General features: G+C 60.5%; 18 protein-coding genes. 6 read left to right on the top strand and 12 right to left on the bottom strand.

Translation table 11 applies throughout. The annotated features are described in order from the left end of the window. Window positions 1-14 precede the first annotated feature (14 nt). Window positions 15-692: a TetR/AcrR family transcriptional regulator gene (locus tag AC1DKH_RS26890; protein ID WP_477799840.1), complete on the bottom strand. Its 678-nt coding sequence runs from the start codon at window positions 690-692 to the stop codon at window positions 15-17. Window positions 693-794: 102 nt separating this feature from the next. After that, complete coding sequence (gene quiC, locus AC1DKH_RS26885) at window positions 795-2,696, bottom strand: 3-dehydroshikimate dehydratase QuiC (RefSeq protein WP_477799839.1); 1,902 nt, start codon at window positions 2,694-2,696, stop codon at window positions 795-797. A gap of 268 nt (window positions 2,697-2,964) precedes the next feature. Here quiC and AC1DKH_RS26880 point away from each other — a divergent pair, with 268 nt between their 5' ends. After that, window positions 2,965-4,302, top strand: a complete 1,338-nt coding sequence (locus tag AC1DKH_RS26880; RefSeq protein WP_477787847.1) for an MFS transporter — start codon at window positions 2,965-2,967, stop codon at window positions 4,300-4,302. A gap of 24 nt (window positions 4,303-4,326) precedes the next feature. Here the strand turns inward: AC1DKH_RS26880 and AC1DKH_RS26875 are convergent, their stop codons facing one another. Continuing rightward, the gene (locus AC1DKH_RS26875; protein ID WP_477753945.1) at window positions 4,327-5,211 is read right to left on the bottom strand and encodes a DMT family transporter; all 885 of its coding nucleotides are present in this window, start codon (window positions 5,209-5,211) and stop codon (window positions 4,327-4,329) included. Window positions 5,212-5,334: 123 nt separating this feature from the next. Next, entirely contained in the window at window positions 5,335-6,111 is a 777-nt protein-coding gene (locus AC1DKH_RS26870; protein WP_477753946.1) for an IclR family transcriptional regulator, read from the bottom strand. 165 nt (window positions 6,112-6,276) lie between these two features. Here AC1DKH_RS26870 and ypfJ point away from each other — a divergent pair, with 165 nt between their 5' ends. Next, complete coding sequence (gene ypfJ / locus AC1DKH_RS26865; protein WP_477799838.1) at window positions 6,277-7,170, top strand: KPN_02809 family neutral zinc metallopeptidase; 894 nt, start codon at window positions 6,277-6,279, stop codon at window positions 7,168-7,170. Then, window positions 7,171-8,130 (top strand): alpha/beta fold hydrolase, encoded by a 960-nt coding sequence (locus AC1DKH_RS26860; protein WP_477799837.1) that lies wholly within the window; start codon window positions 7,171-7,173, stop codon window positions 8,128-8,130. Window positions 8,131-8,272: 142 nt separating this feature from the next. Here AC1DKH_RS26860 and AC1DKH_RS26855 read toward each other — a convergent pair whose 3' ends face one another. The 3 genes from AC1DKH_RS26855 to AC1DKH_RS26845 all read right to left on the bottom strand — a co-directional run bounded on the left by AC1DKH_RS26855 (window position 8,273) and on the right by AC1DKH_RS26845 (window position 10,406). Beyond that, a complete protein-coding gene (locus AC1DKH_RS26855) occupies window positions 8,273-8,866 on the bottom strand; it encodes an HAD family hydrolase (RefSeq protein WP_008052432.1) in 594 nt (197 codons plus the stop codon). Continuing rightward, on the bottom strand, window positions 8,863-9,732 hold the full coding sequence (gene tesB, locus AC1DKH_RS26850; RefSeq protein WP_007995359.1) for an acyl-CoA thioesterase II: 870 nt from the start codon (window positions 9,730-9,732) through the stop codon (window positions 8,863-8,865). The genes AC1DKH_RS26855 and tesB overlap by 4 nt, the downstream gene beginning before the upstream one ends. Window positions 9,733-9,836: 104 nt before the next feature. After that, window positions 9,837-10,406 (bottom strand): GNAT family N-acetyltransferase, encoded by a 570-nt coding sequence (locus AC1DKH_RS26845; protein WP_477799836.1) that lies wholly within the window; start codon window positions 10,404-10,406, stop codon window positions 9,837-9,839. 78 nt (window positions 10,407-10,484) lie between these two features. Between AC1DKH_RS26845 and AC1DKH_RS26840 the strand changes: the two genes are divergently transcribed. Together AC1DKH_RS26840 and AC1DKH_RS26835 are read left to right on the top strand one after the other, a co-directional pair. After that, window positions 10,485-11,405, top strand: coding sequence for a histone deacetylase family protein (locus AC1DKH_RS26840; protein WP_477799835.1), 921 nt, complete (start codon window positions 10,485-10,487; stop codon window positions 11,403-11,405). A 289-nt stretch (window positions 11,406-11,694) separates the two neighbouring features. After that, window positions 11,695-12,930 carry a TIGR03862 family flavoprotein gene (locus tag AC1DKH_RS26835; protein ID WP_477799834.1) on the top strand — a complete coding sequence of 412 codons (1,236 nt, stop codon included), beginning with the start codon at window positions 11,695-11,697 and terminating at the stop codon, window positions 12,928-12,930. Between the two features lie 121 nt (window positions 12,931-13,051). Here the strand turns inward: AC1DKH_RS26835 and AC1DKH_RS26830 are convergent, their stop codons facing one another. Next, entirely contained in the window at window positions 13,052-14,392 is a 1,341-nt protein-coding gene (locus AC1DKH_RS26830) for a DEAD/DEAH box helicase (protein ID WP_477799833.1), read from the bottom strand. A 78-nt stretch (window positions 14,393-14,470) separates the two neighbouring features. Further along, window positions 14,471-15,403, bottom strand: a complete 933-nt coding sequence (gene yedA / locus AC1DKH_RS26825; protein WP_477799832.1) for a drug/metabolite exporter YedA — start codon at window positions 15,401-15,403, stop codon at window positions 14,471-14,473. Between the two features lie 164 nt (window positions 15,404-15,567). Between yedA and AC1DKH_RS26820 the strand changes: the two genes are divergently transcribed. After that, complete coding sequence (locus tag AC1DKH_RS26820) at window positions 15,568-16,020, top strand: Lrp/AsnC family transcriptional regulator (protein ID WP_007990688.1); 453 nt, start codon at window positions 15,568-15,570, stop codon at window positions 16,018-16,020. A 131-nt stretch (window positions 16,021-16,151) separates the two neighbouring features. Here AC1DKH_RS26820 and AC1DKH_RS26815 read toward each other — a convergent pair whose 3' ends face one another. From AC1DKH_RS26815 to AC1DKH_RS26805, 3 genes are all read right to left on the bottom strand, one after another. After that, window positions 16,152-16,763, bottom strand: a complete 612-nt coding sequence (locus AC1DKH_RS26815; protein WP_477755002.1) for a 3'-5' exonuclease — start codon at window positions 16,761-16,763, stop codon at window positions 16,152-16,154. A 22-nt stretch (window positions 16,764-16,785) separates the two neighbouring features. After that, window positions 16,786-17,265, bottom strand: coding sequence for a LabA-like NYN domain-containing protein (locus AC1DKH_RS26810; RefSeq protein WP_007990686.1), 480 nt, complete (start codon window positions 17,263-17,265; stop codon window positions 16,786-16,788). Between the two features lie 124 nt (window positions 17,266-17,389). After that, on the bottom strand, window positions 17,390-18,172 hold the full coding sequence (locus AC1DKH_RS26805) for a DUF2076 domain-containing protein (RefSeq protein ID WP_477799831.1): 783 nt from the start codon (window positions 18,170-18,172) through the stop codon (window positions 17,390-17,392). Between the last annotated feature and the right edge of the window lie 110 nt (window positions 18,173-18,282).

Raw genomic sequence — 18,282 nt, 5'->3', positions numbered from 1 at the left:
CCCGGGCGATCTTTTCAAGCCTGCAGGTAGCGCAGAACCGACTCGCAAATCATCTCCCGATGACGCTGCTTGATGCGTTCGTCCGGCAAGTCGATCTGGAAAATCTCGCCCACGGTATGGCGGTTCGACACGCGATAGAAGCAGAACGAACTGATCAGCAGATGCACATCCAGCGGCACCAGGCCGGCGCGGAAGACACCCTCTTCAACACCACGACGCAGAATCACATCGAGGGAATCGAGAACGGTGTTGTTCATCGCCCTGATCGCCTCGGAACGCTTTACATACTCGGCGTTGTGGATGTTTTCGATACTGACGATGCGCACGAAGTCGACGTTGCGATCATGGTGGTCGAAGGTGAATTCAACCATCCGCCGAATGGCTTCCACCGGAGGCAGTTCGGTCAGGTGCAGGCGGCTTTCGGTGTTGCGGATATCGCCGTAAAGCTTCTCCAGCACTTCGACGTAGAGCTGTTCCTTACTGCCGAAGTAGTAATAGATCATGCGCTTGGAGGTGTGGATGCGCTCGGCGATGGCATCGACGCGAGCACCGGAAAGCCCCTGCTGGACGAATTCGACAATCGCCTCCTGCAGGATGTTTTCGCGGGTCTTTTCCGGATTGTTCTTGCGACTCTTGCGCGGCTCGGTACCCGATTCTACGTGGGCTGCGGGGAGTTCTGAGGTCATTGTCATTGCGGGCTCACGGCCATCACTGCACAGGCTGGCGATTATGGGCCGCGCGACACGGTGAAGGAAGCTGCACAGCCCACGTTTAATCCCGCGTTTACGAATTCCCTACAACTTCGCCTGGCGCAATGCGCCGCTACGGGATTTGGCCATGGCCGCCAGCCGCACCGCGACGTTGGCCGCGCCGTAGCCGGCATAACCGTTTTTACGCTGGATGATCTCGAAGAAGAATCGCCCCTCGAACGGCTCGGTGTACACATGAAACAGCTCACCGCCCTGAGCGTCGCGGTCGTACAGCACGTTGTAGTAGGCCAGTTCGCTGAGGAACTCGTCGTCGAAATCGAACCGCGCCGCCAGGTCATCGTAGTAGTTGAGCGGGATATCCAACAGTGGCACGCCCGCCTCTTTTGCACGGCTGACCTGGGCAAAGATGTCATCACAATCAAACGCGATGTGATGCACACCGGAGCCGCGATAACTCGACAGCGCGTGTGAGATCGCGGTGTTACGATTTTCGGAAATATTCAGCGGCAGGCGGATCGAACTGTCGCGACTGCGCAAGGCACGGCTCTTCACCAGACCATAAGGATCGGGCAGCACGACTTCATCGTCCGCCTCGAAATCCAGCAGGCTCTTATAGAACAGCACCCAGCTGTCGAGGCTGTCGGCCGGCAGCGCCATGGCCATGTGGTCGATGCGTTTGAGGCCGCCGCTGGCCGGCGCTTGCGGGTACAGATTGAAGTCGGTGCCGTAGACGTCAGCATCCTGGTCCACCAGATAGATCAGGCTGCCATCCGGCGCACGCACCGCCGCCAGTTCCAGTTCATTGGGGCCGACCAGTCCGCGATAGGGCTGGCCCTTGTAGGCCACGGCTCGGGCCAGCGCGCTGGCGCTGTCCTTGACCCGCACGGCGGTGGCGCACAACGAAGGGCCGTGCGCCTCAAAGAAACTGTGACCGAACGAGTAAGGTTCGGTGTTGAGGATCAGATTGATATCGCCCTGACGCAGCAGGCTGACGCTCTTGGAGCGATGCTGCCCGACCTTGGCGAACCCTAGCCGTTCCAGCCAATGGGAGAGTTTGGCGCCGAGGCTTTCGTCCACGGCAAACTCCAGAAACTCGATGCCGTTGTACTCGCTGGCCTTGGGCGTTTCGAACAGAATTTCGGGGTTGGTCGCAGGCCTGGCTTCCCGGGCCAGACGCTCGCGGGTTTTCTCCTCCAGGTACAACAACGAGCGCAAGCCGTCGGCGGCGTTGGCTCGTGGCGGCGCGGCGCGGAAACCGTCGTTGAAGATCTCCAGCGACAAAGGCCCGGTGTACCCGCTCTTGATGATCGGCGCGAGGAACCCCGGCAGGTCGAATTCGCCCTGGCCCGGGAAGCAACGAAAATGCCGACTCCACTCCAGCACGTCCATGGCCAGGATCGGCGCGTCAGCCATTTGCACGAAGAAAATCCTGTCCCCGGGAATCTCGGCGATAGCGCTCGCATCGCCCTTGAGCGACAAGGTGTGAAAGCTGTCCAGCAACACACCAAGGCTTGGGTGATCGGCCTGCCGCACGATGTTCCACACCTGTTGCCAGGTGTTCACATGCCGGCCCCAGGCCAGCGCTTCGTAACCGATGCGCAGGCCGCGTGCCCCGGCGCGTTCGGCCAGCAGGCGCAAGTCATCGACCAGAATCCGTTCATCACCGATGGACTCGGCCGAGGCGTTGCTGCACACCAGCACCAGGTCAGTGCCCAGCTCCTGCATCAGGTCGAACTTGCGCTCGGCGCGTTCCAGATTGCGCGACAGCCGATCTCGCCGACAGCCTTCGAAATCACGGAACGGTTGAAACAGGGTGATGGCGATCCCGAGATCGGCGCACATCTGTTTAATTTCCCGTGGACTACCGTCGTAGTAGAGAAGGTCGTTCTCGAAAATCTCGACGCCGTCGAAACCGGCGGCAGCAATGGCTTCGAGTTTTTCCGGCAGGGTACCGCTCAAGGATACGGTGGCAATGGAACGCTGCATATTTCGGCTCCCGGTGGAGGCTTCGGCTACAGGGAATTTGCGCCGCTTTTAAAAGAGTGAGCGGATTATTGAGCCGGGTTGTCCATTGGGCAATTCAAAGTGTACTACCCAGTTAGTTTTGTGTTCGATTATCGAACAAAATGGTGGTTGGCGAATTGACGATTTTTTGTCCACTGCCCAACATCGTCCCCACATTAAGTCCGGACACGCAGCACCGGCCGCGATGTCCAAAACACCAAATAACAAATTCAAAAAACGGGTGGTACACATGATTCCTTCCCAAAGCTCTCGCATGGCTCCGGCCATGAACGTCACTGCCGGTGGCATCGGCGACAAAATCCGCGGCGCCATAGCGGTCGGCAAAACCCGTTGGGGCATGCTGGCGCTGGTGTTTTTCGCCACCACCCTGAACTACATCGACCGCGCCGCCCTGGGCGTGATGCAGCCCATCCTGGCCAAGGAGATGAGCTGGACGGCGATGGATTACGCCAACATCAACTTCTGGTTCCAGGTGGGTTACGCCATCGGGTTCGTTCTGCAGGGCCGGTTGATCGACCGGGTCGGCGTCAAGCGCGTGTTCTTCTGCGCCGTACTGCTCTGGAGCCTGGCGACCGGCGCCCACGGTCTGGCCACTTCGGCGGTCGGCTTCATGGTTTGTCGCTTCATCCTCGGCCTGACCGAAGCGGCGAACTACCCGGCCTGCGTGAAAACCACACGCCTGTGGTTCCCGGCCGGCGAGCGCGCCGTGGCCACCGGTATCTTTAACGCCGGCACCAACGTCGGCGCGATGTTCACGCCGATGCTACTGCCACTGATCCTGCACGTCTGGGGCTGGCAAGCCGCGTTCCTGTGCATGTCGGCACTGGGCGGGATTTGGCTGCTGTTCTGGGGCCTGAAGTACTTCAACCCGGAAGATCACCCGAGCGTCAAACAGTCGGAGCTGGACTACATCCAGAACGAAGTCGAACCGGAACAAACCCGCGTGCCGTTCTCGAAAATCCTTCGCATGCGCGGCACCTGGGCCTTCGCCCTCGCCTATTCGATGACGGCGCCGGTGTTCTGGTTCTACCTGTACTGGCTGCCGCCGTTCCTCAACCAGCAATACAATCTGGGCATCAACGTCACCCAGATGGGTATCCCGCTGATCATCATCTACCTCACTGCCGACTTCGGTAGCGTTGGCGGCGGCATCCTCTCCTCGTTCCTGATCGGTCGCGGAGTCAACCCGATCAAGGCGCGACTGATGTCCATGTTCCTGTTCGCCTGCTGCATCATCGGCGTGATCATGGCCGCCGGTTCCAGCAACCTGTGGGTCGCGGTGTTCGCCATCTCCCTGGCCATCGGCGCACACCAGGCCTGGACCGCGAACATCTGGAGCCTGGTGATGGACTACACGCCCAAGCACATGATGAGTACGGTGTTCGGCTTCGGCGGCATGTGTGCGGCGATTGGCGGGATGTTCATGACCCAGCTGGTCGGCCACATCCTGACCGTCACCAACAACAACTACACCGTGCTGTTCACCATGATTCCGGCGATGTACTTCATTGCGCTGACCTGGATGTACTTCATGGCACCGCGCAAGATTCCTACCGTCACCGACTAAAACATCATCACCCTCACAGGTTTTTTAGCGGCGGCTTTGTTGCCAGGCCGCTGCCAACCCGCTGCAGCAAATCACGGCAATGCCGAGCAGGGTGGTCAGTGTCGGCGTATGGGAAAACAGCAGCCAGCCCAGCAGGCCGGCGAAGATAATCTGGCAATAGCTGAACGGTGCCAGCAGTGCCGGTGCCGCGAGGCGGAAAGCCTGGGTCAGGAACAGGTGGGCCGTCATCCCGCAGGCCCCCAGCGCCAGCATCATCGCGCCATGCATCAGGTTTGGCGTCTGCCAGAAGAACGGCACCAGCGCACTCATCACCAGCGTGTTGCACAAGCCTGCGAAGAAGTTGCTGGTGGTCGGGCTGTCGATCTCGCTGAGCTTGCGCGTCAGCAGTTGATAGAAGCAGAAAAACAGCGCCGAGCAGAATGGCAGCAACACCGCCGGGGTAAACAGATCACCGCCGGGGTGAACGATGATCAGCACCCCGCTAAAACCGAAAATCACCGCCAGCCATTGCCCTCGTGTCACCCGCTCCTTCAGCAGCGGCACCGACAACGCGGTGACCAGCACCGGAGCGAGGAAGTTGACCGACGTAGCCTCGGCCAGCGGGATGTACATCAAGCCTGTGGTGAAAAACAGACTGGTACCCAGCAGGCACAGCGCCCGGATCAGCTGAAGCAATGGCCGTTTGGTACGCAGCACTCGCAGCCCGGATTGCGGCAGGAAAATCCCGGCCATCAGCAAGGTGTGAACCACGTAACGCGCCCAGACCACCATGACAATGGGATAGAAACCCGAGAGATATTTGGAAAAGGCGTCGTGGCTGGAAAACAGGAAGGTCGCGACAACGATCAGCAGGATCCCTTTGAAGGGCTGATTGACGCCGGAAAGCGGGGTGCTGCTGGGCGACGTCAAGACGAAGTCCTTTTATGGGTTGAGGCGAGACTTGAATAATTTAGAACCCAGTTCCACTTTATGACATCAATGACTCAAGAAAGTGTGCGAATACCGCACACTCTATTCAAGCAGACATCACGCTCAACTGAACAACTCTGACGCCTGGCTCGCCAGCGAAAGCTCTTCGGCGTACTTCAACAAGGTCGACGCCAACTCATGCAAGCGCGCACCGGGCATTCGCGCGCTTGGCCCGGCAATACTGAGCACGCCAATCACCCGGCCATCCAGTGGATGACGTACCACGGCGGCAATCGCCGAGGTGCCCACCGCCGAACTTTCCTCGACCCAGGCGTAGCCTTGCTCCCGCGCCAGACGCAAGCGCTCCAGCAGTTCAATATTCGAACGCGGTGCATTAGGCCCGATGTCCCGAGGCAATCCGCCCCCTTGCCGCTCGACCAGCGACAGCGCCTCGGCATCGCTCATGCACGCCAGCCACGCATGCCCGGAAGCCGTGTAGAACAAAGGCGCATCACGCCCCATGTCCGGGTCGTAGCGCAGGCCCGAGCGGGCACCCTGGGACTTGGCGATCCAGACCTGCCGCTCACCCTGAATCACCCCCAGACGCACCAGTTCACCGGTTTCCCCGGCCAGTCGATCAAGCACCGGCTGAACGATATCCGCACCGCTGCCGGACAGGTATCGAAAGCCCATGGCCACCAGCTTGGTCGACAGGTGATAGCGCAGGTTGTCCGGATTCTGCCGCACGTAACCCAGGCGAATCAGTTCGGCGAGCAACCGATGAGTCGCGCTTTTAGGGATTTCCAATTGCTCGGCCAACGTCTGCATCGGCAGACCCTGCGGTTCACCGGTCAGGCTTTCCAGCACGCTGAAGACACGTTCGATCTGACTGCCGGCCATGGTAGGTCCCAAACAAAATTTGGCTGATTCTAGAAGAGAAGCCCCACGAAGCAAAATTGGAACCAGTCGCACAACCGGCAGTCTGACTATCGGACTGGCGCGGCTCTCAATTCGCAGCAACACTCATCGCACGGCTCTTTACCCGGAACAAAAGAGGATTCCCGCATGCTATGGAAAAAAGGCCGACGCAGTGACAACGTGGTCGATGCCCGTGGCGATGATGTCGGCAGTGGCGGCGGTGGGATGCGCTTCGGCGGTGGCAAGGGCCTGAGCCTGACGGCAATCCTCCTGATCGTCGGCATCGGCTGGATCACCGGCCAGGATCCGTTGCAAATCCTCGGACAACTGACCGGGCAAACGGGCCAGCAAACGGCGCCCGCTACCAACCAGAGTCGCAAGGCACCGCCGGTCAATGATGAAAGCGCGGAGTTCGTTCGTTCGATCCTCGGCGATACTGAGGACACCTGGGGTGCGATTTTCCAGCAGGCTGGCCGCCAATACAAAGACCCGACCCTGGTGCTGTTCAGCAACCGCGTGAATTCGGCCTGCGGCCTGGCCACCTCGGCGACCGGCCCGTTCTATTGCCCGGCGGACCAGAAAGTCTACCTGGACATGGCGTTCTTCCAGGAAATGTCCCAACGCTTTTCCGCCGCAGGCGACTTCGCCCAGGCCTACGTGATCGCTCACGAAGTCGGACACCATGTACAGACCCTGCTTGGGGTTTCCGCGAAAATTCAGGCAGCGCGCCAGCAGGGTCGGCAGATGGAGGGCGACGGTGGTTTGCTGGTTCGTCAGGAACTGCAAGCCGATTGCCTGGCCGGCGTCTGGGCCAACAATGCGCAGAAGCGCCTGAACTGGCTGGAACCGGGCGACATCGAAGAAGCACTGAACGCAGCGAACGCCATCGGCGACGATCGTTTGCAGCAACAGGGTCAGGGCCGCGTGGTCCCGGACTCGTTCACCCATGGTACGTCGGCGCAACGGGTGCGCTGGTTCAAAACCGGTTTCGCCCAAGGCCAGGTTGGCCAGTGCGATACCTTTGCGGCGAAAAATCTGTAAATGAAGAATTGGTTGTTGGTTGTTCTGTTTACTTGCGCAACGTCCCAGGCCGCCGAGCATGAGGTCAAGGAGCTCAGCTCAGGGCGCCTGCTGTTGAAATCAGGTGAAATCGCGGTGGGCATCAGCCCCGCCCCGGCAAAAATCGAACGGGTGCTGATCATCCTCCACGGTCGCTTGCGCAATGCGCAAACCTATCTGCAGAGCGGTGAGCACGCGGCCGAACTGGCCGGACAAAGTGCAACGACCCTGGTGATCGCCCCGCAGTTTCTCAATGAAACCGACGTTGCGGTCCATCCGGTGGCCGACACGGTTTTGCGCTGGCAAGGCAATGAATGGATGGCTGGCGGCGAATCCACGGCACCGTTTCGGCTGAGTTCCTACGCCGCGCTCGACGAAATCATCGCCCGCTTGGGTGACCGTCAGCAGTTTCCGGATGTGAAGCAAATCGTCATCGCCGGGCACTCCGGCGGCGCGCAGGTGGTTCAGCGCTATGCGTTGCTCGGCCACGATCAACCAGCCCTTGAAGCAGCAGGCGTGCAGGTGCGATACGTGATCGCCAATCCGTCGTCCTACGCCTATTTCGATGAGCGCCGGCCAGTGGCGTTCAGCCACGCGGGTTGCCCGCAATTCAATCGCTGGAAATATGGGCTGACGGATTTGCCCGCCTACGCCGAAGGACAAACTCTCGCACAACTGCAGGAAAAGTACCTCACGCGTGACATCGTTTATCTACTGGGCCAGCAGGACACCGACCCGAATCATCCGGCGCTGGACAAGAGCTGCGAGGCTCGGGCGCAAGGACCTTATCGATTGGCGCGCGGGCATTTTTACTTTGATTATCTGAAGCGGCTGCAACCGCAAGGGTTGAATCAGCAACTGATTGAAGTACCTGGAGTCGGGCATGACGGAGATGGGATGTTTACCTCGCCGGAGGGGCAGAAGGCTTTGTTTGGTCAGTAGGTTATGCACTGCCTGATCTGACGCCATCGCGAGCAAGCTCGCTCCCACAGTGGTTCTCTAGTGATATTCAATATCGAGTCCACACAGACCTATTGTGGGAGCGAGCTTGCTCGCGATGGCGATTTAGCAGACGACAAATTCTTCAAGCCGACAACATCTGCCGCAACTCGACACAATCCGCCGCATGCCAATCGGTCAATTCCGGCCATGGATTATCCGGCAGATTCACCAAAACAGTCCGCGCTCCCGCCGCTCGCCCGCAATCGAGATCGAAGCGGTAATCACCGACCATCACCATCTCGCTCGCCGGCACCTTCCACGCTTCGGCCAGTTTCAGCAGCCCGCCCGGATGCGGTTTGGGTGGTGCATCATCGCGACCCAACACATCTTCCAGTGCAAAGCAGTCGGCCAGGCCAATGGCCTCCAGCGTGACATGCGCCAGCTCCCGGGCATTGCGCGTGAGAATGCCCAGGCGATAACCGCGCCCGGCCAGTTCACGCACCAGCTCCACCGCGCCCGGTGCCGGTTGCGAACCGAGGGCCAGGTCCCGCTCATGCTCCAGCAGCCACGCATGTTTGGCTGCGGCTTCATCGGCCGGCAGTGCGGCGAGGTGAGTCAGGATGTCGTGTTCGGCAGGGATCGCCAACGCCACGCGAATCGCCGCGAAGTCGTGCACGGCGACCGTCAGGGTACCGTCCATGTCGAACACCCAGTGACGTACATCGGCCAGGCTCATGCCCAGTCCTTGCGATGACGGATCAAGCCTTCCTGGGTGACCGAGGCCACCAGTTGCCCGGCGCGGTTGAACACGCTGCCACGGGAGAATCCACGGGAGTTGCCGGCCCACGGACTGTCCATCGCGTAGAGCAACCAGTCATCGGCACGCAAATCCTGGTGGAACCACAACGCGTGATCGAGGCTGGCGACCTGCATGTCCTTGTGCCAGACCGACTTGCCGTGGGGCTGCATCGAGGTGGTCAACAAGCCAAAGTCCGATGCGTAGGCGAGCAAATACTTATGCAGCGCCGGCGAATCGGCCAACGCCCCGTCGGCGCGGAACCAGACGTACTTGACCGGGTCGGAGGGTAGCGGGTTGTAGGGATCCTTCTCGGTCACCGGGCGAAATTCGATCGGCTTCGGGCACAGCAGTTTTTCGCGCATTTTCTCGGGGATCAGGTGCGCGCGCTGCTGGGTAATTTCCAGTTCCGATGGCAGGTTTTCCGGACCGACCACTTGCGGCATTTCGCTCTGGTGCTGAAAACCTTCTTCGTCGTACTGGAACGACGCACTGCACGTGAAGATCGGGTGGCCCTTCTGGATCGCCGTCACCCGGCGCGTGCTGAAACTGCCACCGTCACGCACCCGGTCAACCTGATACACCACCGGCAGCCCGGCATCGCCCGGACGCAGGAAATAGCCGTGCATCGAATGCACATGGCGCGCCTCTTCCACCGTCTGACTGGCCGCCGACAGCGACTGGCCGAGCACCTGCCCACCGAACAACTGGCGAAAACCCAGATCCTGGCTGCGGCCACGGAACAGGTTTTCCTCGATCGGTTCCAGGGTCAGCAGGTCGACCAGATCATCCAACACTTGGCTCATTCAGATGCTCCTCACGCAACACATTGCCGCGCAGCCTTGGCTGCAACGGTCGATTCAGTTTCTGGACCGGGCCCATGAAGGCCATTGTAAACGTCCGTGTCAGGTTATCCATGCAAGGTTTGCAGCCATTGTTCGCGGCTGATGCGATACAACACATGCCGACGCAACGGATGATCGGCTTCGAGTCGCGGGTGATCGAAGTCATTTTCCGGATCATGGTGCATGCCGATGGCCTGCATGACTTTCTCTGACGGCAGATTGGTTTGCGTGGTGAAGGCCACAACCTCTTTCAACGGCAAGCGGTCGAACCCGCAGCGCAGAGCGGTCCACGCCGCTTCACTGGCGTAACCCAGGCCCCAGTGCTCGCGGGCCAGGCGCCAGCCGATTTCCGTGGCAGGGGTGAAAGGCGCGTCGAAACCGACCACACCGAGCCCGGTAAAACCGATGAATTGGCCGGTGTCCTTGCGTTCCAGAGCCCATAGGCCGAAACCATGCTCGGCGAAATGGCCACGGATTCGCCCGATCAATGATGCACTTTCCAGCCGACTCAAGGTTGCCGGGAAATAGCGCATCACCTGCGGGTCGGCACACATCGCCGCAAAGTCCGCTAAATCTTCATCGCGCCACTGGCGCAACAGCAGCCGAGCGCTTTCAAGTTCCAGTATTGGCTCCATTGCTCCCCGCCCTCCGTTTGCATGCCGCAAGTCTACAACGCTGGTAGGATCCTTCTCTCATTCCTGAATGAAATCATCATGCCGCTCCCGCTGATTTATCACGAAGACTACAGCCCCGAGTTTCCGGCGGATCACCGCTTTCCGATGGACAAGTTCCGCCTGTTGCGCGATCACCTGGTGGACAGCGGCCTGACCCGCGACACCGACCTGTTGCGCCCGGATCTATGCCCCGCAGAGATTCTCGCCCTCGCCCATGACCCTTCGTATATCGAACGCTACATGAGTGGCGAATTATCCCGCGAAGACCAGCGCCGCCTCGGGCTGCCCTGGAGCGAAGCCCTGGCCCGGCGAACGGTGCGGGCGGTCGGTGGCTCGTTGCTCGCCGCCGAGCAGGCGCTGGAGCATGGCCTGGCCTGTCACCTGGCGGGCGGCACCCACCATGCGCACTACGACTACCCGGCCGGGTTCTGCATCTTCAATGACCTGGCGGTGATCAGCCATTACCTGCTGGAAAGTGGAAGGGTGAACCGGGTACTGATCTTCGATTGCGACGTGCATCAGGGCGACGGGACTGCACGAATTTTGCACAACACCCCGGAAGCAGTGACCGTTTCCCTGCACTGCGAGAAGAACTTTCCCGCACGCAAGGCCGAAAGCGACTGGGACATTGCGCTGCCCAACGGCATGGGCGATGCCGACTACCTGAAGGTGGTGGACGATGCACTCAACTACCTGCTGCCGCTCTACCAACCGGATCTGGTGCTGTATGACGCCGGAGTCGATGTGCACAAGGACGACGCACTGGGTTATCTGAAGCTGACAGACGAAGGCGTCGCCGCCCGCGATGAAAGCGTGATGCGCCATTGCCTGGCTCGCGACATTCCGCTGGTCGGGGTAATCGGCGGTGGCTACAGCAAGGACCGCCAGGCCCTGGCCCGCCGTCACGGCATCCTTCATCACAGTGCGCAACGCGTCTGGCAGTCATCAGGTTGTCACTGAGCTGTGGATGCTTTACCCACAATGCCTGTGGAACTGCCTGTGGATAACCTGAGTGAAAGGGCCTGCAGCCCAAACTACGTATAGGCTACAGAGTAGTGGTTGTTTTTTAACCACCTTCAAAAGCACCTATGATTTCTGTAGGAGCGAGCTTGCTCGCGAAAAACTCACCGTCGCCGCTGAGCAGCTGGTCATCCGCGTTATCGTTCAAGACCTTCGCGAGCAAGCTCGCTCCTACAGAAGGCAGGGCGGTAGAATGCCCGGCTTATCCCGCCAGGCCACAGCGCACCCCATGACCCAATCCTCGCCAGCCCTCCCCCCTCACGTCGCCATCATCGGCGGCGGCCCCGCCGGTCTGATGGCGGCCGAAGTGTTGAGCCAGGCCGGGATCAAGGTCGACCTGTACGACGGCATGCCTTCGGTCGGACGAAAATTCCTCCTGGCCGGCGTCGGCGGCATGAACATCACTCACTCTGAAGCCTACCCGGCGTTTCTCTCGCGCTACGCCGAACGCGCCCCGCAGATCGCCCCGCTGCTGCGCGACTTCGGTGCCGATGCGCTGTGCCAATGGATTCACGAGCTAGGCATCGAAACCTTCGTCGGCAGTTCCGGCCGGGTATTCCCCACCGACATGAAAGCCGCGCCGCTGCTACGCGCCTGGCTCAAGCGTCTGCGCGACAGCGGCGTAGTTATCCACACCCGCCACCGCTGGCTCGGCTGGGACGAGCGTGGCGGATTGCGCATCGACAGCCCGGAAGGCGAAAAGACCGTTCAAGCCGATGCCACCCTGCTCGCCCTCGGTGGCGGCAGTTGGTCGCGGCTGGGCTCGGACGGCGCGTGGATGTTGTCGCTGGAGCAACACGGCGTGGGACTGGCGCCGTTGCAACCCAGTAATTGCGGCTTCGAGGTACAGGCCTGGAGCGAATTGATGGTCAGCAAATTCGCTGGCGCGCCGCTGAAAAACATCGCCATTGGCCTTAACGATGACGTGCCGCGGCTCGGCGAATGTGTGATTACCGCCACCGGGATCGAGGGCAGTCTGATCTACGCCCTGTCGGCAGCGATCCGCGAGGCGATCAACCGGCACGGTTCGGCAACGATTCATCTGGACCTGTTGCCGGGCCGGCCTGTGGATAAAGTTATGGCGGCGTTGAGCAAACCCCGGGGATCGCGCTCCATGGCCAAGCACCTGCACAGTCAGTTGGGTATCGATGGGGTCAAAGCGGCGCTATTGCGTGAACTGACCGGCGTCGACTGCTTTGCTGACATGGCCTTGCTGGCCAACGCGATCAAGGCATTGCCCCTGACGCTGGTGAAAACCCGTCCACTGGATGAGGCCATCAGCAGCGCTGGCGGTGTGTTGTTCGAGGCGATGGATGAGCGATTGATGCTCAAGCAACTGCCTGGCGTGTTTTGCGCCGGGGAAATGCTCGATTGGGAAGCCCCGACCGGCGGCTATCTGCTGACCGCGTGTTTCGCCAGTGGGCGAGCGGCGGGGTTGGGGATGGTGGAGTGGTTGCGGCGCTAGGCTGAAGACCCAATCGTACCCATCGCGAGCAAGCTCGCTCCTACAGGGGGTCTGCGTTGTCCACAAATCCCCTGTAGGAGCGAGCCTGCTCGCGATAGCGGTCTAGCCGACGCTGCAGCTATTAAGGCTTGCGCTTACGCGGCCCGGTATTGAACACCGGCACCTTGCGCACAGGCTTGATCGAAGGCTCCGCCGGCGCAACCTCTCCGCTATCCACCCACTTACCCAGATTGCGTTTACCACCGCCACCACCGGAAGCCTTGGGCTTCTTCGGTTTCTTCGGCTTCTTGACGACCTGGCCACTGGCATCGGTGTCCGGTACGCGGTGCTCGGGCTCGAAGTCCGGCTCGTTCTGCCGCTTCAAGGTCTGGCGGGTCAGCATCTCGATAGCCGACAGCAGATTCACTTCATCGGCGCAGACCAGGGAAATCGCCTCGCCCGTCGAACCCGCGCGGCCAGTACGACCAATGCGGTGGATGTAGTCTTCGGCGACGATCGGCAAGTCGAAGTTGACCACCAACGGCAGGTCTTCGATGTCCAGGCCACGGGCCGCCACATCGGTGGCGACCAGGATCTGCACTTCACTCGCCTTGAAGCGGTCCAGTGCGCGCTGACGAGTCGCCTGGGGTTTGTCGCCGTGGATGCCGTCAGCGTTGATGCCCAGACCCTGGAGTTTATCCACCAGCGCGTCCACGCCGTTGCGGGTCTTGGCGAACACCAGCACCTGCTTCCACTTGCCCTTGCGCATCAGGTGCACGAACAGTTCCGGCTTGCGCTTCTTGTCCACCGTCACGATCCATTGCTTGACCGTATTGGCCGCGACGTTGCGCGGGCTGACTTCGATGCTCAGCGGGTCGTTGAGCATCTGCCCGGCCAGCAGGCGGATGTCATCGGAGAAGGTCGCGGAGAACAGCAGCGTCTGACGTCTCGCAGGCAGCGCGCGGTAAATGTTCGCCAGCTCCTCGGAAAAACCCAGATCGAGCATGCGGTCAGCTTCGTCCAGCACCAGGGTCTGCAGTTGGTTGAACTTCAGCGCGTTCTGGCGGAACAGGTCGAGCAAGCGGCCCGGGGTCGCCACCAACAGGTCGACACCGCTGCGCAGCTTCATCATTTGCGGGTTGATGCTGACCCCGCCGTACACCGCGTAAGTACGCAGCGGCAGGTTTTCGGCGTACTGGCGCACGGCTTCGTGAACCTGCTCGGCCAGTTCGCGGGTCGGCACCAGGATCAGCGCGCGCACCGAGTTGGCGGTGACTTTCGGCCCTTCCATGGCCAGCAGTTGCAACAGCGGCAGGGCGAAACCGGCGGTCTTGCCGGTGCCGGTCTGGGCCGCGGCCATCAGGTCGCGACCGGCCAGCACCGCCGGAATGGCTTGCGCCTGAACCGGCGTCGGAGTCTGGTAGCCGAGCGTCTCGAGGGAGCGCAGCAAGGGTTCGATCAGGCCAAGGGTGGCGAAAGTCATGGGAGTACCGTAGGAAAATTCAGCGCGGGTTGTTCAAAACAAGTGTGCAAAACAAGATGCAATGGCGCGCAGTTTACCCTAATTCACACGGGATTCTGTCGGTACTACCGTCGCCACCACTGGCCGCGCTGGCGTGCGACGCCACTGCGGCAGGCCAATCAATACTACGGCGCTGATGATTACCGCCATCGCCAGGGCTTCTTCGATACCGATGGTTTCGCCGACGAACACGATCCCCAGCAACACAGCCACCGCCGGGTTGACGTAGGCATAACTGGTAGCCGCCGCCGGGCGCACGTGTTTCAACAGGTACATGTAAGCGTTGAAGGCAATGATCGAACCGAACACGGTCAGGTAGGCCAGCGCGGCCCAGCCTTCGATCGGCGGCATCTTTTCCAGGTGTTCACCGCTTACCGCGCTGCCAATCAGCAGCACCACGCCGCCCACCAGCATTTCCACGGCACTGGCCATTGCGCCCTGAGGCAATGGCAGATGCTTGCTCCACACCGAGCCGAAGGCCCAGGTCGCCGCCGCGAAAATCAGCAGGGCCGCGCCCAGCGGGCTCGATTGCAGGTTGGAGCCGAGATTGAGCATGGCAATACCGACCAGCCCGAGCACGATCCCTGCCCATTCGAGACGGGTATTACGTGCACCCCAGAAATAGCCGCAGAGCAAGGTAAACAGCGGCACCGTCGCCACCGCTAACGCGGCGACACCGGAAGCCACACCGGTGTGCTCGGCAACACTGATCGCGCCATTACCACAGGCGAGCAGCAACACACCGATAACCCCGGCGGCCTTCCACTGTGCCCAGGTCGGCGCCGGTGCCCCTCGCCAGCGCAGGAAGGCGTACATCAACGTTCCGGCGATGACGAAGCGGATGCCGGCAAGCAGCAGTGGCGGCCAATATTCCACGCCGATGCGGATCACCAGGTAGGTCGAGCCCCAAATCACATACAAGGCGAAGAAGGCAGCGATCAAGGGTAAGGGAAAGCGACGAAGGCCGGACATGGGGCAGCTCACAGGCAAGGACAAGTGAACGGCTATTCTAGAAAGGCCAGCGTCGAAAAATAAGTTACAAAACCTGTTTAAAGCGCCAGTACACTTTTCAAAACACGGAGTTAAGCGCTATAAACCGTGTTTTCGAAAGTCGGTCATTTTCAGGAGTCACCGCGATGGATAAGTACGACCGCATGCTGCTCAGCGCCCTGCTGGAAAACGGTCGCGCGTCCTACGCGGACCTTGCGCGCAAGGTCAACCTGTCCGCCCCGGCGGTGGCCGAGCGCGTGGCCAAGCTCGAAGCCAGCGGCGTGATCACCGGCTATCAGGCAAAGGTCGACATGGCCAAGCTCGGCCTGCCGATCCAGTGCGTGATCGAACTGCGCCTGAACCAGCACGGCAACCAGAAAGCCTACGACGACCTGATCAAAATCCCGCAATTGACCGAATGCCATCGGGTGACGGGTGACCCATGCGTGATCATGCAAGCGGCTGTGGGCTCGATGCCGGAGCTGGAAGAACTGATCAACCGGATCGCAACGTTCGGGTTCAGCAAGACGTCGATTGTGTTGTCCAGCGCCATCGAGAAGCGGGTGCCGTTGGGGCATATCGAAGGCAATGGCAAATAGCTTTCTGTAGGACTGTAGGAGCTGTCGAGTGAAACGAGGCTGCGATCTTTTGACGTTGATTTTAAAGATCAAGATCAAAAGATCGCAGCCTCGTTTCACTCGGCAGCTCCTACAGGGGATGTGTGGTGAATTCAGAATCCGCGATAGCGCTTGAGGTGTTCGTTCACCTTCGCCGCCGGCACTTTCTGCAATTTGCACAACAAGTCATGGGACAGCTCGCGCAAGCCATGCTTGTGCCGCAACTCCTCGGCCAGGTGCGCCGTCAGGTTGGCGGCCATCTCGGCATCGGCCATGGCCCGGTGGGCCTTGCCGGTGTGGGGCAGGTTGGCGAATGTGGTGAGGGTGCCGAGCTTGTGGTTCGGCGCGGCGGGCATCAGCCGGCGGGCCAGTAGCAGCGAGCAGGCAAAGTTCTGCAAGCGGGTGCGTTTGATTCGCCCCAGTTCGAAGTCCCAGAACTTCTGGTCGAATGCGGCGTTGTGCGCCAGCAGTGGCGTGGTGCCGACGAATTCATTCACTTCGTTCATCACCTGCTCCGCCGACGGCGCCGTACGCAGCATGGCGTTGCTGATGCCGGTGAGTTGCTCGATGAAGGCCGGGACGCGCACACCGGCGTTCATCAGGCTTTGGTAACGCTCGACGATGCGCCCCTGTTCAAGGATCACCACGGCGATTTCCGTGGCCCGGCAGCTGCTGCTCGGGGAGATCCCGGTGGTTTCGAAGTCGATGACTGCTATGCGTTCCAAACCTGGTTCAACTCCGTAAAAATCAATTCTTGAGCAACAACGCGCCTTCGATCGGCACGTAGCGGCTGGCGGCGCGGATCAGCGAGTTGGCGGTCAGGCCCGGCACGCCGTAGGCCACCGCCTGCACCCCGTGCTTGCTGATGATGCGTTCCAGCAGCATGTCGAAATCACCATCGCCGGAGGCCAGGACGATTTCATCGACATGGTCGGCGGCATCCATGATGTCGAGAGTAATGCCCACGTCCCAGTCGCCCTTGGCCGAACCATCGCTGCGCTGGATGTACGGCTTGAGCTTCACGGTGAAACCGAGGTTGCGCAGGATCTGCTGGAACTGCTGCTGTTTGCTGTCGCCACGGTCGATGGCGTAGGCGTAGGCTTCGACGATCTCGCCCTGTTTGCTGATGTCAGCCCACAGTGCGGCGTAGTTGAAGTGGCAACCATAAGCCTGACGCACGGTGTAGTAGAGGTTCTGGACATCGGCGAACACTGCGATTTTTTTCACCGGCTTTCCTCAAGGCTGAATCAGGCACCAGGCCCGAAAGGTCGCCCAGTATGCCAGCCCAAAGGATTGTTCCGCGAATAATCAGCTATGTGGCAAGGGAGCAAGCTCCCTTGCCACATATGTGTCAGACGAAGGAATCGTCGTCGCCGCCGAAGAACGATGAGTTGTCATCGCTGTAGTCGGCGTCGCTGAACCCGCCCTGATCGTTGCCGTAGGAGTCGTTACCGGCCATGCGCTGGTCATCGCCCCAGCCATTGTTGCCCTGGTCATTGACCTTGGCCGGCTCTTCCTTGATGACTTCGACGACTTCCGGTTGCTGATTGTGATGGAACAGGCTGCTGATGCCTTGTGCCAGCATCACGCCACCCGCCACGCCGGCGGCGGTTTTCAGCGCACCACCGAGGAAACTGCTGCCGGCCGCTGCCGGAGCCTGCTGTTGCGGCGCATAGCCTTGCTGTGGAAAGTTCTGCTGTGGGGCACCGAAGTTCTGCTGTGGCGGTTGCGAACCGAACGACGAGCGTCCCGGCTCACGCCAGCCACCGCTCGATGGCGGTGCGCTCTGGGTGGGTGCCGGTTGTGGATCACGGGAAGCGCCACCAAAAATACTCGACAAAAAGCCACCGTTACTCGGAGCCGGAGCCGGGGCTGCCTGAGCCTTGACCTGTTGCAATTCGGCCTGCAACTGCTGGACTTGCCCGGTCAGTTGCTTGTTCTGTTCATCGAGGCTCTTGATCGCCGCCTCTTGCACCAGAATCGCCTGGGTCATGAAATAACCTGCCGCCGGCTGGCGCGTCAGGTGTTCCTTGATCCGCGCCTCGGCCTGGGCGTCGCGCGGGGCTGAGTCCGTTTCGGCCTGTTGCAGCCGGGAAAACAGTCCATCGATCAGGGTTTGTTCTTCGCTGTTCATGGCGACCTCGTAGATTGCCGGGGGAAATCGTTGCCCTTTTCCACTGAGGATAAGGTGCTCGACCTTAATGGAGGCTGAAACAAGATGTTTCAATGACCTTTACCGAACGT

The organism is Pseudomonas sp. 05L36 (genome assembly GCF_056398125.1).
Note: the sequence above shows the minus strand (reverse complement) of the source record. Positions and strands in the feature narration are given on the sequence as shown.